Source organism: Acidovorax sp. 210-6 (assembly GCF_010020825.1).
Classification (GTDB): domain Bacteria; phylum Pseudomonadota; class Gammaproteobacteria; order Burkholderiales; family Burkholderiaceae_C; genus Simplicispira; species Simplicispira sedimenti.
Map to the genome: position 1 here is coordinate 2866971 of NZ_JAACJE010000001.1, position 14620 is coordinate 2881590.

Genomic DNA, 14620 nt, shown 5'->3' on the forward strand with positions numbered 1-14620 from the left:
TACCTGCCCGGCGCGGATCCGTCCCGCCAACCACTTCCACCTGGGAGCACCGTCTCCCTTGGAGCGGTGTTCCCGTCCACCCCTGGAGAACACCATGCACACAACCTGCTCCGACAGTGTCGGTCCGGCACAGGACCACGCCGCCATAGACCTCGAAGAGCTGCTCGGGGACGGCGAAGCCCAACTCGTCTACGAAGGGCTCTACCGCCTGCGTGAAGCCAAGGTCGAGGCACTGGGCATCGTGCGAGCCGCAGGGCTGAGCCCCCATGGCCGGCCCTTCGAGCCCTGGGACTTCGGCGTTCCGCAGATCGACCAGTTGCTGGGCCGCCTCGGTGCCGACCCCGTCGAAGCCTCCCCCACCACGCCGGAGTGCTGAGATGGGTCCGACGCCATACCAGTACCTGCCCCTATGGGCCAAGGTCGCGATCGAACGGCTCGACGCGGACGCCGCGCTGCGCAGCGAGGCCATGCTCGACGAGCTGCTGGACAGCTACGCACGGTGCTACGCAGAAGTGGTCGATGCGCAGACCCGCGATTCGGCAAGGCACATCTGTCGGCGCCGTTTCATCGGCTCGTACACCGAACCGCCGCGGCCCGAGCCCGTTCCGCCCGGAACCTTGCGCCTGGTCCGGCTAGCGCGCGAAGGCGCACTCAGCACCGGCGACCGCGTGGCGACACAGCGGCTGGGCGAATGCGAGGTCACCCGCGTCCACGACCAGCACTCGATCGAGGTGCGTGATCCGTCCACCGGGCGGCACTACTTGATCAGCGGCCTGGATTTCGGAACGGACGCACGCGTCGTGGAAGTCGAAGCGGCCCGCGGCGCGACGGCCCCTTGATCCGAGCACACGAACCGGCCACCAAGGGCCGCCCTTTCCATAGATCCGGTGGACAGGCGTCGCCTGCCCGCCATGCCATTACTGGAGTACATCATGTCCATTCCCAAAGCCATCGAAGGCGCGATGAACCGCTGGAACTCGGTGGAGACGGCGTTGCGCGCCGCCAATCCAGGTGCCAGCAAGGAAGACATCTACCACGCCACCGCCGACGCGATGAACCGATCACTCGGTCTGCCACAGGGCGAACGGCGCACCGTCTTCGACGACGGCACCTACCGCGTGCAGGTCAGCCGCCTGTTCGCCGTCATCGCGCGCAAGGATGGCGCCGAGTTCTACGTGCCCACCCACCACGCCTGGTTCGACCGCGTCGCCACGGCGGATTGCCGCCGCACCGTGGAAGATTTGCACGCCGAGCTGGTGGCCACCACTGCCTGATCGGAGGACTTCGCATGTCCATGCCACGCCCCCCTGCCTGCCCGATGTGCTCGGGCGAAGGTGCCCTGCTGGGACCGCTGGGCTCGCTGAACTGGTTTCGCTGCCGCCACTGCGGTTGGGATTTCAGCCGGCCACGCCGCCAGAGACCCCGGCCATCCGCAGCCGCCACCCCTTCACAGGCGAAGTCACCATGAGCGACACGTCTGCGCAGCACCTGCTGACCCATGCCGAGCCCCTGGTCGCGATCTCGATCGCGCATCTGCGCCCAGCCACACGACAGCGCCTGGCCGACGGCGATCTGTCGGTGATCGCCTATCCCAACGACTACGGCGGATTCGTCTACGTCGGCTCCGCCGACGAAAACATTCCAGACGAACCCGAGCTGGTCCCGATCTTCGCAGCGGCGCAGGCAGTCGGCATCATCTGGATCAAGTTCGATGCCGACGCCGAAGCGGTTGAAGGCTTCGACACCTGGCCGTGTACTTCCGGTTGATCGACCGCCATATCGGCGATCTGCCGACGTGGTACTGGTTCAAGGTGCATGGATTGCCTGCTTCCTGAACCTTCCCGATAGACCAACCCCACCGCACCGCGCGGTGGGGAGCCGGCCCCCATCGCCCGCGCCGCCGGGGTTTCGCGCGGCCCCCACACCCTGTCTCTTCGCCCTTCCGCGGCGCCCCTTCAGTCCGCCTCGATGCCAGCGCGCAGCGCCGCAGCCAGCACCGTATCGCGCAAACGGGCGTTCCGTGCCAACGGCCCGCCGATCCGGCGCCCGCCTAGCACACCGGCCAGCCGGTCGCCAAACAGCGCCAGCGCAGAATCGCGGTCCCGCTGGCGCGACATCCACAGCAAGCCATCGATATCGTCGAACTGCCGGTGCAGCGCCTGGGCCCACAAGGCGGTGTCCCGGTAGTCGCGCGACGGGCTTGCGATCAGTTCCTGCTTGGGCACCTTCAGGCGATGCAGCCCTTCGCTCGTGAGGTCCACGAGCTTCAGGTCGCGGGCGGGCACGAGTTCACCATGGCCGCGGTGCGCGAATTCGTCGAGGTCCACGAACTTGTCGGGCGCGTCGATCGGCACTTCGTGGAACACGGTCTCGAAGATCGCGCAGTCCAGCGTCGCGCCGCCGTACAGGTACGGCACGACCTGGCCACTCGCGTCGTGGATCGGCGCGAAGCGCGTCGGCTTGCGCAGTTGACCGGCCGCGTCCACCCCCGGATTGAAGCTCTCGGGGGCGAACGCGGTGTCGTGGATGACGTGGATCACCTGGCCGGCTGGCCAGCGATCGAACAGGGGATCGAGCGGCGGGACCGGCGCGCGACAGCTCAAGCCGCGCTCCCCTGGGCATCGCGCTGCGCGGTTTCGACGACGGCCTGCGGGTCACTGGCCAGCAGATCGACCGGGCGCGCACTGCCCGGCAGCCCGCCATTGTTCGAGGCGAACCACAGCGCCAGCTTCCAGGACGATTTGCGGCTACCGAAGGCTTCCAGCACGTCCTGGACCGCCTTGATCGGTTTACCGTTCTCGAACTGGAAGGCCGGGTAGACATCGCGTTCACGCGCCGCCTTGTCCGGGTGCGACACGGCGAACACCTGGCGGCGCTTGCGCCAGTTGTCGGCCAGCGCCGCACGGTTGCTCGCCTGCGAGCCGTTGGCGTCGGCCAGTTGCTCGGCGGTGAAGAAGCCGAACTCGTTGAGCAAGCGCGCATGGCGGGCGGCAAGCCGCTGCGCCATCTCCAGATCGGTGGCGCTGGGCGCGAGCATGCGCGCAGCCATGAAGTCGACCATTTCCGCCATGCGGCGCTCGCGCACCGCGGCCACCTTCTCGGCGAGCAGCCGGTCCAGCAGCGGCAACGATGCCAGCAGCGTCCTGGATGCCGCCTCGTCCGCCACTTCCAACACGAAGGCCTGGCCTGCGTGCGACGGGCGACCGCGCCCCTCATGGCGCACCGTAAGTACGTCGCCCTGCAGCGCGAGAGAGGCTGCTTTGCCCATGACATGCACTCCTATCGACCTTGTTGATGAAATTCTAGTTCATCAGATCATTTTGGTCAAAACACCTACAAAAGATCCTCGGGGCGTGATGTATCGGCAGGTCCCGCTTCGCCACCATCAATCGTCGAACCTGGCCATCCCTTCCCGCTGAAACCGCCCTGGGCCACTTCCCGGTGACGCGGACAGGAAGCAAACTGACACGGCTTCCCTGGCTGCGGTCCCTGCCGACCGTCCAGCCCACCCGAGTTCTTCGGGCGTCGCGGTCGTTACCCGCCCAACGCAGCTCCGCTGCCAAGCACCGCGCCGGGTTCTCCGGCCCCAGTTTCCGCGCCGATCCGGCGCCGCTCCGTTTTTTTCACCCATCCCGCGGCCCATCGCCGCGCCATGCCGTGCCATGTCCGTTCGCGGGCCTGGTCGCGGCCCACCCATTCAGAAAGGCCATCCATGACCACTGTCGCCGAAACCCTCTGCGCCATCGAGCGCCGCGCCGAGCGCGCCATCGTGCAGGAGTTGCGTCTGATGACGCAGGAGATTCTTGCCATGCGGACCCAGCTCACGCTCGCGGACCGCGCGCACGCCGATGCGCTGTTGCTCAAGCTGACCCACCTGGAACGCTGCCAGCAGGTCGATACCGTCGCGCCCTGCCCCATCGCGCCGTCCGCCGCGTCCACCGGGCAAGGGTTTCCCATGCTCCCGATCGACTCGCTGGAACCGCTGCAGCCGGACCGCTACCTGGTCCATCTCTACGGCCACGAACTGGGCGATCTGGAGCGCGCGGTCCTCGTCGAGACACTGGCCTCGGCCGCCCAATTGGTGCGCCAGCACCAAGCCGAGCGGCCCCAACTGGTATGGGAAGTGACCCACAACACCACCACGGGCGAACTGGCTTTCCTGGGTGATGACGACACGCTCGTCGCCAGCATCTCGCCCTGCGAGCCGCTCACGCCGGAAGTGCAGCCGCTGGTCGCCGACGCCTGCAAAGAGTTCTGCAAGGGAAGCCTGACGGCACTGCGGTGCCTGTTCATCACCCCCGTGCAGGCGCAGCCGGAGCCTCTGGCCGCCTGAAACTGCGGCGCGCGGGTGCCTTTGTGCCCGCCGTTGATTCCAACACCCCCCGGGGCTCGCCCCGTGGGGCGGGCTCCTTCGCACCACACAGTGCGCTTCGCCACTGCACGCCTGCGCGCTGCGGCGGCCAGGAGACCCCATGTCCTTACTACCTTTCGAGAATCTCAAGGCGCGCGCCAAGCGCGCCCTGGACACCCGGATCGCCCGCTGCGACCCTTTGCTGCACGGCATCGGCTTCGATTCCGAAGCCGCATGCCTCGCGCTGATTCCCTGCGCCGTGCTGGACGACGATGAGCGCGCGTCACTGCGAACCATGGCCCGGAACGCCCGTGATGGCTCGGACCTTGCGCAGCGCGCCCGCATGCACGCCGAAGCGAACCGCTCCGACTGGTCGCAGTGGCTGCAGCGCATACGCCAGACGGGCCATCACCGCATCAACCAGTGGGACGTGCGCTGCGTCAAAGGGCTGATCGCGCACTTTCCCGAGTGTGTAAGCCAGCGCCAGCGCCGTGCCGCCATCGCCTGTCATGTGGACGATGAGACCGACGCCTGGATGCTTGCTTTCGCGGACGCACCGCGACGCACGGAGATCGGGCCATGAATTTCTGTACACGATCCGACCCGCCCGTTCCAGACCTGAGCTGGAGCGACGACGGCTGGTTCACACAGTTCCTGCCCAACACCAAGGCGGGCGAGGACGCCTGGCGTGTGATGGCAACGCACACGGACGGCACCGGCAAGGTGCTCTCCGTCCACGCGGCGGACACCATCCGCCAGCTTCGCGCGAAGGGATACACCGTCGCCAAGGCAAGGCGCACCGGCAAACGCTCCGGTGCTAACGACGACGCCTTGCTGGCAGAACTCGCGAAACCGCAAGCGCCGCGCTCATAGCAGCCGCGCTCCACGGCTGGTAGCACAACAGCCCGCTCGCGCCATGGCCGCTCGCGGCAGCGCGAAAAGCACACGGTACCGCCGCAAGCGGCACCGCCACCCTGGCCCGCCGTTCACCGGCGGGCGTTTTCTTGACCCCGAGGGGCACCGACGCCCCGCGGGGGCGCGTGCGCCTCATTTTGATGAGGAAGCAACATGCACGATTCCATCCAAACGGAGGGCGCACCGCTCTCCGAAGAAGAACGCATCGCCGCCAACCGCACGGCGATTTTCTCCGCGCTGCGCGACGAAGGCGTCCTGCGGGCTGCGGTCAGCTACACCGGCTCCGGCGACTCGGGCGGCCCGGAGGGCGTCCGTTTCGAGATGCCGGACGGTCCCCGTGAGCTGGACGAGATGCCAATGGCACCGCAGTACGTGGAGTCCAGCCAGTACGTCGACGGCGCATGGCAGACCACGGTCAGCCTGGACGACAGGCCGCTCGACGACGCGCTCACCGACTTCGCGATGGATGCGGTCGAGCAATACTTCGGCGGCTGGGAAAACGAAAGCGGTGCCTCGGGCGAAGTGGTGTTCGATGCCACGGCATCCACCGTGGTCATCGAGCACAACAGCTATTTCATCGACTCCGAATACTCGGAGATCCGCGTATGAAGGCGCACGTCTCGCTTGCCTGCTGGCCGGGCCTGCGGCATGAAGCGGCGGCAGCGTTGCTGTGCGACCCGATCGAGGAACCGCTGTTCGGGCGGCTTTCGGCTGAACACGTCCAGTTGGTACCGCAGAGCCTGGGCTGCCTGGACGAAGCGCTGGCCGATGCGCTGTGCGCCGCCCATCCGGGCACGCGTTTTCGGCTGCATGCCAACGTCCAGGTACTCCCCAGGCGCCGACTGGCCGACCTCAGCGGCTTCGCGCTGCACGCCGACTGGTTCGCGCAGGCCGCGCGCATCAGCCAGCGGCTGGAGGCACCGGCGTACACGGCGCATGCCGGACGCCGCTGCGAAGCGGATCTGCCCCGCATGCTGGACGACGCGCGCCGCTGCGCCGACCTGTTCGGCTGCCCGGTCGGCGTCGAAGGCCACTACCCCTCGGCCGGCGATGTCTGGCTGGTGTCGAGCTGGGCAGAGTACCGCGCGGTGTTCGAGTCCGACGTGCCTTACGCGCTCGACCTCTCGCACCTGCACATCCTGGCGACCCGCACGGGCTGCCACGAGGCCACGCTGGTGGCCGAGATGCTGGCCTGCGAGCGCTGCATCGAGATCCATGTCAGCGACAACGACGGCCAAGGCGACTGGCACCAGGTCTGCGCAGAGCCGCCCTGGTGGCACCCACTGCTGCAGCACATCCATCCCCACGCGGTGGTGTTTTCCGAAGGCAACCACCGCAGAGCAAGGAACAACCATGTCCACTGAAAATCCCCAACAGCACCCCACTTTCCTGGCGCAGGCCGACGGCACGCTGGCCCTCAACCAGGCCGGCATCGAACTCCAGACCCGCTACCGTCAGGTGAAAGCCGAGCACGACGCTCTGGATGCAAGCTGGGCCGGCGCCTTCCTGGCGCGGCTGTTCGCACAGCATGCCTGGCTGGACGCCGTGAGGCTGTCCTTCGCGGTTTCCGCCGAGTACGACGATAGCGGGGGCTACTTCCGCTCCATCTCCTGCCACATCCTGTCGGCGTGCGCCGTGCCGCAGCATCCCCTGCCTGAAGAACTGCTCACGGAGGGAGAATTCGACTCGGACACCGCCGAGCAGATCGTCGAGCAAGAAATCGAGGACAGCGAGTTCGATCTCTATACGTGCCTCTCGGAGACTCCCAGCGGCTACGACGATCTCGACCTGACGCTGGAGCGCAAGCCCATTGCGGAATTGCTGTGTGCCAGCCCCATCGACGGGCATGCGGCATTCCGTGCCTGGGGACTGGGGCAGGCCACCACCCGATAGCACCATGGCGGGTTCGCGCAAGACGCCGGCCCGCACGGTTTCGCAGCCCTGCGCTCCGCAGCCTGCGGCAGCGGCCATCGCGCCACCCGCGATCGGCGAGCATTTCCGCCGCTGTTCCGTGGCGCCGCTCGGGGGCGCGGACACCACGCCCGCGCCACGGCCACACTGGACCTGCTTCCATCGCCCCCCTGTGGGGGCTTCCGGCGCTCTGCGCTGGCGGCGCGGCCGTTACCCGCCCCTTGCCTTCAACGCGCCGGCCCTATCGCCGGCACGTCCCTTCCATCCGGGAACACCGTTCCCGATGCTGGGCTGGTGTTTCCCTCTCCGGAGAAAACCCATGTCCTATCAAACCATGACCATCGGTGCCTCGCCCTGCGAGGAAAGCTGCGCCCAGGTGGGCCATCCCGACTACGAGGCGCGATCCCGGCGTGAATGCCTGGTCTTCCGGCGCATGCTCGAACGCCTGTTTCCCTTGGCCGATGATGTGCCCGCCCGGTTCGCCGTGATCAGCTCTCCCCACGAGTTCGGCACCTACCGCGAAGTCTGCGTGCGCTACGAAGACTCCGATGCCCGTGCCTGCGACCACGCCTATGCGGTCGAAGCGAACACGCCCGCCCAATGGGACGCGATCGCGCGCTACGAGCTCATCTGGATCGAACGCAAGGACCAACTGCAGCGAGCAGTCCTGCGCGGCGATCTGCAGCCGCAGGAGGTACCGACGGTCTACCGCGGCAACGGCATCCCGGACCTGCCTGCGGATCACAGCTTCAGCGAACTGCTGACTACGTTTCCCCTGTAGTTCGCGAAAAGCACGGCGCCGCTGCATCGACGACAAAACAAGACTTTCACTGGTCTTGACCTTCTAACGGCCCGCAACCGTCTTCATTCCTCTCACCCACACCGGGGCCGTGTTGCCCCAGCGGGTGCCGCGGCCCTTCATTTTTTCCAAGGAAACCCCATGGCACTCGCAGTTTTCATTCTTCCGTCACGAGCCCGTTTCACCTCAGGTCAGGTGGTTGTGACCACCGGCGTCGGCGCGCTGATCGGCGAAGGCAGGCTCGACCCGGCACCGTACCTTTACCGTCATTTTTGCGGCGACTGGGGCGATCTCGACGACTGCGATCGGTGCCTGAACGACGCCGCACTGCAGTCCGGTGAGGATCGGCTGTTCTCGTCCTACCAGGTCGCGCCCGACCTGAAGCTCTGGATCATCACCGAGTGGGACCGGAGCGTGACCACGCTATTGCTGCCCAGTGAATATTGATCTCAATCAGCCTGGAAACCCCAGTGCTTGTCCAAAGCGGTTGCGAAGGACGAACACGCGGATTTGTCCAGGATGGCCAGGAAGTCCTCCCGGCTAACGGGCGGGGCCTTGAACCGTTGAGCATGCCGCCCAGCACCTTCGCCACCTCCGGCCCGACCTGGAGCAGTGCGGCCAGGAATGTGCCCGGATCCACGGAACGAACCGCGAGCTAGCGGCGCGAGGTGAGGCGTGCAATGTGGTGGCGGCGCAGTTGGCGGATCTGACTCCTCTGCTGGGCCGACTGGCCGAGGCGACGAACAAGAGCCGGGACTACCACTGACGGGGCAAGACGGCAGTCCGTCGCCACGGCAAACGGCCTGCCAATCCGGGCGGTGAGAGAGGCAACTACGCATCCAGCGCGACGCACACCGGCAGCGCTCCCATACTGACCCGCGCATCCTGGCCACGGCCAACGCACGCCCTATGGGCGTTCCCGATCCCGCTCGGGCGTCGCGGTCGATACCCGCCCCGCCGCCACGGCAGCCCTGAGCTGCCCGCCACCACACACCTTGGCTCCTCCGCCTGCGCGCAAGAGGCCAGGGCCGTGATCTTTCGTCCATCCCATCCGGGGAGCTCGCCTCCCCGATGGGTCGGTGCGTTCCCCGCCTTCCTTCGGAGAACCACCGATGGCACGCACCACTGCGCCTTCCTTGTGGCTTCCGGGCTTCGACCCGGATGTCCCAGACACCCCTGAGCCGTCTGTTGAGACGGACTTGTTCGCTGAACTGCCTGCGCCCCAGGCACCCGTTTCCAACCCCATCCAGCTCGCACCCGTCGCCCTCGTGGCCGACGCGCCCATGGACGCCGCGGCTGAGGTCGAAGTCGAGACCGAAGTCCCGAGCACGGCACCGCGCGCCAGTTGGCGCGTGCTCACCGGCGCCAAGCGCGACACGCCCCGATCCCTGTGGCCCATGCTACAGCGCGAGCACCTGTCCGGCCTGGTCGGCACGGCCACCAAGTTCGACGCCAACGTGGCAGCGATCCAGGCCCTGCAGGCCCTCGAAGCCGGCCAGCGTCAGCCGGATGTCGCCGAGCGCGCTCAGTTGCTGCGCTTCACCGGCTGGGGCAGCCTACCCGCCGCCTTCAACCTCGAAGGCACCGATCTGGCCTGGCGCCGCCGCGCCGAGGAACTGCAGGCGCTGCTGCCCGCCGAGGACTACGAGTCGGCCCGCGCCTCGGTCAACAACAGCCACTACACCGAGGTCCATGTGATCGAGGCCATGTGGCAGGCCGTGGAGCGCTTCGGCTTCACGGGCGGGCGCGTGCTCGAGCCCGCAGCCGGCGTCGGCCACTTCCTCGGCGCGATGCCGCGCGCGCTCGCCGAGCGCAGTTCGGTCACCGCCGTCGAGATCGACCAGTTGTCCGGCCGGCTCCTGCAGACGCTGTACGCACCGCACGGTGCCGACGTGCGCATCGCGCCCTTCGAGAAGGTGGCGCTGCCCGAGAACTGGTTCGACCTGGCGATCGGCAACGTGCCCTTCGGCAACTATCCGGTCGCCGACACGGGCCCAAAGCCTTACGCGCGCTTCCGCATCCACAACTACTTCTTCGGCCGCGCGCTGGATCTGGTCCGCCCTGGCGGGCTGGTGTGCTTCATCACCAGCACCGGCACGATGGAGGCGCGCGCGGACGCTGTGCGCGAATACGTCGCGTCCCAAGCCCAGTTGCTGGGCGCGATCCGGCTGCCGCAGGGCGCGTTCGCCGGCCTCGCGTCGACCGACGTTCAGACCGACGTCCTGTTCCTGCGCAAGCGCCGCCCCGGCGAAGCCGTGAGCGGCGCCTGGCTGGAGCGCGTGATGGTGCCCGATGCACTGCGGCACCCGCGCTGCGCGCAGAAGTACCTGCAGATCAATGCCTGGTACGCCCGGAACCCCGACTTCTGCATCGGGCAGGTCACGCAGGAGAGCAATGGCTACGAGGAAGTGCCGACCGTCGTGTTCGAGGGCGACCTCGAGCCGGCGCTAGCGGAGCGCATCGCGCTGCTGCCCAGTGGCGTGTATGAAGCGGCCAAGCCAGTGGCGTTGGCGTCCGTCCGGGCAACCGTGCCTGCCGAGCCTGGCGCGCGCCCCGGAAGCTACTGCGTCCATCACGGGCGCGTGCACCGGGTCGAAGGCACCGAGCTGGTCGACCTGCATGACAGCCTGAACGCCACGCAACGCGCCCGCATCACGGGCCTGTGCGCGATCCGGGACCATGCCCGGGCACTGCTCGACGCACAGCTGGCGCAGGACGGCGACGAAGGGCTGGCCCATCTGCGCGCCATGCTCAACGGTACCTACGACCGCTATATAGCGCGCCACGGCTGCCTGAGCACCCGGGCCAACGCGCTGGCCTTCCGCCGCGACCCGGACTACCCGCTGCTGCTCTCGCTGGAGCACTACGACGAAGAGTCGGACACCGCGCGCAAGGCGGCGCTGTTCACCCAGCGCACGCTGCGCCGGGTATCGGCGCCCACGGCGGTCGGCGAACCAGCCGAGGCGCTGGCCACCTCGGTCCAGTGGCGCGGCCGGGTCGATCCGGCCTACATGGCGCAGTTGCTGTCGGCGCCCGAGGAGGAGGTGCTGGCCGCGCTGTCCGAAGCCGGGCAGATCTTTCCCGATCCGGCGGACGGTGCTTGGAAGACCTCCGACGAATACCTGTCGGGCAACGTCAAGGAGAAGCTCAAGCAGGCGGCACTGTCCGGCCCGGCCTTCCGCCGCAACGTGGAGGCGCTGGAGCGGGTGCAGCCCGAAGACCTGCAGCCTGCGGCCATCGAGCCGCGCCTGGGCGCGGTGTGGATTCCGGCAGGCGACGTAGAGGGCTTCATCCATGAGGTGCTCGAACTCAAGGACTGCCAGGTGTCGTACTCGGCCGAGGCCGGCGCCTGGTCGGTGACCTACCCGGAGTGGAGCGCGCGGCACAACGTCAAAGTGACTCAGGAATGGGGCACCACGCGCATGAACGCCATCGAGCTGGTGCAGGCCGCGCTGAACGTGCAGGTGCCGACGGTGCGCGACCGCCATCCGGCCACGGACCGCTACCACGTCAATCCGGAGGAGACGCTGGCGGCGCGGGAGAAGCTCGGGGCGCTCAAGGACCGCTTCGCGGCCTGGGCCTTCGAGGACACCGAACGGCGCGAGCGGCTGTGCCGGGTCTACAACGACCTGTTCAACGCCACGCGGCCGCGGCATTTCGACGGCTCGCACCTGAAGCTGCCGGGGTTCTCGCAGTGCTTCGATCTGCATCCGCACCAGCAGGATTCGGTATGGCGTGTGGTGCAGACCGGCAACGTGGGTCTGTTCCACGTGGTCGGCGCCGGCAAGACGGCGGTGTGCGTGATCGCGAGCATGGAGATGCGCCGCCTGGGCTTTCTCGCGAAGCCCTGCCATGTGGTCCCGAACCATATGTTGGCGCAGTACACGGCCGAGTTCGTGCGCCTGTATCCGCAGGCGTCGGTCTTGATGGCCGGAAAGGAGGATCTGGAAGGCGACCGCCGGCGCGAGCTGGTGTCGCGCATCGCCACGGGCGATTGGGATGCGGTGGTCATCACGCACTCGAGCTTCGAGCGCATCCGGATGTCGCCGCAATTCACCGAGGACTACATCGCGGAGGTGATCCATGAGATAGAGATGGCTGTGCGCGCCGAGAACAGCGATGACCGGAGCAACCGGATCATCAAGCAACTCGAAGCGCAGAAGAAAAGCTGGAAGGTGCGCCTGGAGCGTCTGGCCGCCGACAAAAAGAAGGACGACCTGCTGACCTGGGAGCAGTTGGGCATCGACGGCTTGTTCGTCGACGAGGCCCACCTGTTCAAGAACCTGTACCGGTTCACCAAGATGACGCGGGTCGCGGGCCTGCCCCTGTCCAACTCGGAACGCGCGTTCGACCTGTACCTGAAGACGCGCTACACGATGAAGCTGCACGGGAACGCGCAGCGCGGCGTGGTCTTTGCGACGGCGACGCCAGTGGCCAACACCATGGCCGAGATCCACACGATGCAGCGCTACCTGCAGCCCCGGCGGCTGGAGGAGTTGGGCCTGCAGCAGTTCGATGCCTGGGCGGCCACCTTCGGCGAAAGCGTCACAGCGCTGGAGATCGCGCCGGACGGCAGCGGCTACCGCATGCACACGCGCTTCGCGCGCTTCATCAACGTGCCGGAGCTGATGTCGATCTTCGGCGAGGTCGGTGACATCCGCACCGCCGAGATGCTGAACCTGCCGGTGCCGAAGCTGCGTGGCGGCAAGGCGCGCACGGTGGCCTGTCCGGCCAGTCCGGCACTGAAGGCCTATGTGCAGACGCTGGTCCAGCGTGCCGAAGCGATCCGGAATGGGCATGTTGATCCGACCGAAGACAACATGCTCGCGGTCACGAACGATGGCCGCGCGGCTGCGCTGGACTTCCGGCTGGTCGCGCCGACGGCGAAGTTCGATCCGGAGGGCAAGGTGGGTGCCTGCGCCCGCGAGGTGCTGGCGATTTGGCAGCGCACGGCGGACTTCCGCGGCGCGCAGATGGTGTTCTGCGACCTGTCCAGCCCCAAGGGCGGCAAGGTCTTCAGTGTCTACGAGGACCTGAAGCAGCGGCTGATGGATGCCGGCATCCCGGAGCGCGAGATCGCGTTCATCCACGACGCCGAGACGGACGTCCAGAAGGCTACGCTGTTCAAGGCGGTCCGCGAGGGCCGCGTGCGCGTGCTGCTGGGTTCAACCGGCAAGATGGGCGTGGGCACCAACGTGCAGACCCGCCTGGTGGCGCTGCACCATCTCGACGCGCCGTGGCGTCCCTGTGACGTCGAGCAGCGCGAGGGCCGCATCCTGCGCCAGGGCAACGAATGCGAGGAGGTCGAGATTTTCCGCTACGTGACCGAACAAAGCTTCGACGCCTACATGTGGCAGACGCTTGAAACCAAGGCGCGCTTCATCGCGCAGGTCATGCGCGGCGACAAGGGCCTGCGGGCCATCGAGGACGTGGAACTGGCCACGCTGAGCTACGCCGAGGTCAAGGCCCTGGCGTCGGGCAACCCGATGGTGATCGAGAAGGCTGGCGTGGACGCGGAAGTGGCCAAGCTCTCCACCCTGTTCTCGGTCTGGCGCAACCAGCGCTGGACCAACGAGAGCGAGGTGGGACGGTTGCCGATGCTGATCGCGTCGCTGGAACAGAAGGCCGCGTTGCTTGCCGCAGATGCCGAACAGGTCGAGCCCCAGACCATGGGGCAGATCGCCCTGGAACTGGGAGGCCGGCGGATCGCCGGACCTGACGCGGTGGGTGACGGCTTGCGCGAACTGGTGAAGACCGCGAAGGCAGCGGCCCGCACCAGGCCATCGGTGAGCGACCAGCTCGTAGGCCGTTTCGGCGGCTTCGATCTGGGCCTGCAGACCATCGGCGGAGAAGCCACGCCAACGTTCTATCTCGCGGGGCGCTGCCGCTACGACGCCGAGCCCTACCAGACGGGACCTGGCATCGTGTCCGCGCTGCTGGCAGCCCTGGCGTCCGTCGCCGAGCAGCAGGCGAAGACCAGTGAGCAACTCGTCGTACGGCGCAAGCGGCTGGAAGACCTGCAGATCGAGCTGGTCCGCCCCTTCGAGCACGAGGGCCGGCTGACCGGGCTGTTGGTTCGCCAGCGCGAACTCGTCAAGGCGCTGGACCTCGACAAGGACGTGGCTGGCAGCGCCAGTCTGGATGGAGAGGCGGCGGCACGCCAGGCCGCATGAGTTCGCGCCCCACTACCGCAAGGTGGTGGGGCGCTTTTTCTTGCCCTGATGCACATCACCGCGAACAGTGGCGGAAAAACCTGCGCGATCCGACAAGGTGCCGCCGTTGAAAACGGCCCTGCCCAGCTGGGGGTTTTGGGTGGCGAACCGCGCCAGTCATCCCGACGCGAATCGGATTTCGCCATACTGGAACGGCTTCCCGTGGGCATCGCGTCCACAAAGCCTTCATCGACCGCCTTGGCTGTCCTGAAGTCCAGCCTCGCTGGCGTCGCAGTCGATACCTGCCCTCGAGTTCCCCGGCATCGTCCGGGATGGCTGCCTTGGCAGCCATGAGTTCCGGTCGGCCTTCGGGCTGACGCATGCACATGGTCGACGGCCCCTGAGTCGCCGGCCACCGAGCGAAGGTCCTTGCCGCAAGGCACCGGGCCTTCACATCCCACGTCAGCCCCAAGGCTGGCGCCAAGCCGCTTC

Annotated in this window: 15 protein-coding genes; 13 read left to right on the forward strand and 2 right to left on the reverse strand. The window is 67.4% G+C overall.

The window, feature by feature from the left end; all coding sequences use genetic code 11:
• Positions 1-94: 94 nt before the first annotated feature.
• The 4 genes from GWK50_RS13305 (at position 95) to GWK50_RS13320 (ending at position 1767) form a co-directional block, all read left to right on the forward strand.
• Positions 95-376 carry a hypothetical protein gene (locus tag GWK50_RS13305; protein WP_108498267.1) on the forward strand — a complete coding sequence of 94 codons (282 nt, stop codon included), beginning with the start codon at positions 95-97 and terminating at the stop codon, positions 374-376.
• 1 nt (position 377) lies between these two features.
• Complete coding sequence (locus tag GWK50_RS13310; RefSeq protein ID WP_108498266.1) at positions 378-839, forward strand: hypothetical protein; 462 nt, start codon at positions 378-380, stop codon at positions 837-839.
• A gap of 93 nt (positions 840-932) precedes the next feature.
• Entirely contained in the window at positions 933-1274 is a 342-nt protein-coding gene (locus GWK50_RS13315) for a hypothetical protein (protein ID WP_108498265.1), read from the forward strand.
• Between the two features lie 190 nt (positions 1275-1464).
• On the forward strand, positions 1465-1767 hold the full coding sequence (locus GWK50_RS13320; RefSeq protein ID WP_108498270.1) for a hypothetical protein: 303 nt from the start codon (positions 1465-1467) through the stop codon (positions 1765-1767).
• A gap of 188 nt (positions 1768-1955) precedes the next feature.
• Here the strand turns inward: GWK50_RS13320 and GWK50_RS13325 are convergent, their stop codons facing one another.
• Together GWK50_RS13325 and GWK50_RS13330 are read right to left on the reverse strand one after the other, a co-directional pair.
• Positions 1956-2603, reverse strand: coding sequence for an RES family NAD+ phosphorylase (locus GWK50_RS13325; RefSeq protein ID WP_162016921.1), 648 nt, complete (start codon positions 2601-2603; stop codon positions 1956-1958).
• The gene (locus GWK50_RS13330) at positions 2600-3268 is read right to left on the reverse strand and encodes a hypothetical protein (protein ID WP_108498263.1); all 669 of its coding nucleotides are present in this window, start codon (positions 3266-3268) and stop codon (positions 2600-2602) included. Before GWK50_RS13330 ends, GWK50_RS13325 begins: the two co-directional genes overlap by 4 nt.
• Before the next feature lie 444 nt (positions 3269-3712).
• Between GWK50_RS13330 and GWK50_RS13335 the strand changes: the two genes are divergently transcribed.
• The 9 genes from GWK50_RS13335 (at position 3713) to GWK50_RS13375 (ending at position 14149) form a co-directional block, all read left to right on the forward strand.
• On the forward strand, positions 3713-4333 hold the full coding sequence (locus GWK50_RS13335; protein ID WP_162016922.1) for a hypothetical protein: 621 nt from the start codon (positions 3713-3715) through the stop codon (positions 4331-4333).
• A 139-nt stretch (positions 4334-4472) separates the two neighbouring features.
• Positions 4473-4934, forward strand: a complete 462-nt coding sequence (locus GWK50_RS13340; RefSeq protein ID WP_108498261.1) for a hypothetical protein — start codon at positions 4473-4475, stop codon at positions 4932-4934.
• A complete protein-coding gene (locus GWK50_RS13345) occupies positions 4931-5224 on the forward strand; it encodes a hypothetical protein (RefSeq protein WP_108498260.1) in 294 nt (97 codons plus the stop codon). The genes GWK50_RS13340 and GWK50_RS13345 overlap by 4 nt, the downstream gene beginning before the upstream one ends.
• 195 nt (positions 5225-5419) lie before the next feature.
• Positions 5420-5875 carry a DUF6878 family protein gene (locus GWK50_RS13350; RefSeq protein WP_108498259.1) on the forward strand — a complete coding sequence of 152 codons (456 nt, stop codon included), beginning with the start codon at positions 5420-5422 and terminating at the stop codon, positions 5873-5875.
• Positions 5872-6630, forward strand: coding sequence for a hypothetical protein (locus GWK50_RS13355; protein ID WP_108498258.1), 759 nt, complete (start codon positions 5872-5874; stop codon positions 6628-6630). Before GWK50_RS13350 ends, GWK50_RS13355 begins: the two co-directional genes overlap by 4 nt.
• The gene (locus GWK50_RS13360) at positions 6620-7159 is read left to right on the forward strand and encodes a hypothetical protein (RefSeq protein ID WP_108498257.1); all 540 of its coding nucleotides are present in this window, start codon (positions 6620-6622) and stop codon (positions 7157-7159) included. Before GWK50_RS13355 ends, GWK50_RS13360 begins: the two co-directional genes overlap by 11 nt.
• 337 nt (positions 7160-7496) lie before the next feature.
• A complete protein-coding gene (locus tag GWK50_RS13365) occupies positions 7497-7958 on the forward strand; it encodes a hypothetical protein (RefSeq protein WP_108498256.1) in 462 nt (153 codons plus the stop codon).
• A gap of 159 nt (positions 7959-8117) precedes the next feature.
• The gene (locus tag GWK50_RS13370) at positions 8118-8423 is read left to right on the forward strand and encodes a hypothetical protein (RefSeq protein WP_108498255.1); all 306 of its coding nucleotides are present in this window, start codon (positions 8118-8120) and stop codon (positions 8421-8423) included.
• Positions 8424-9088: 665 nt separating this feature from the next.
• Positions 9089-14149 carry a DEAD/DEAH box helicase gene (locus GWK50_RS13375; RefSeq protein ID WP_162016923.1) on the forward strand — a complete coding sequence of 1687 codons (5061 nt, stop codon included), beginning with the start codon at positions 9089-9091 and terminating at the stop codon, positions 14147-14149.
• Positions 14150-14620: the final 471 nt, after the last annotated feature.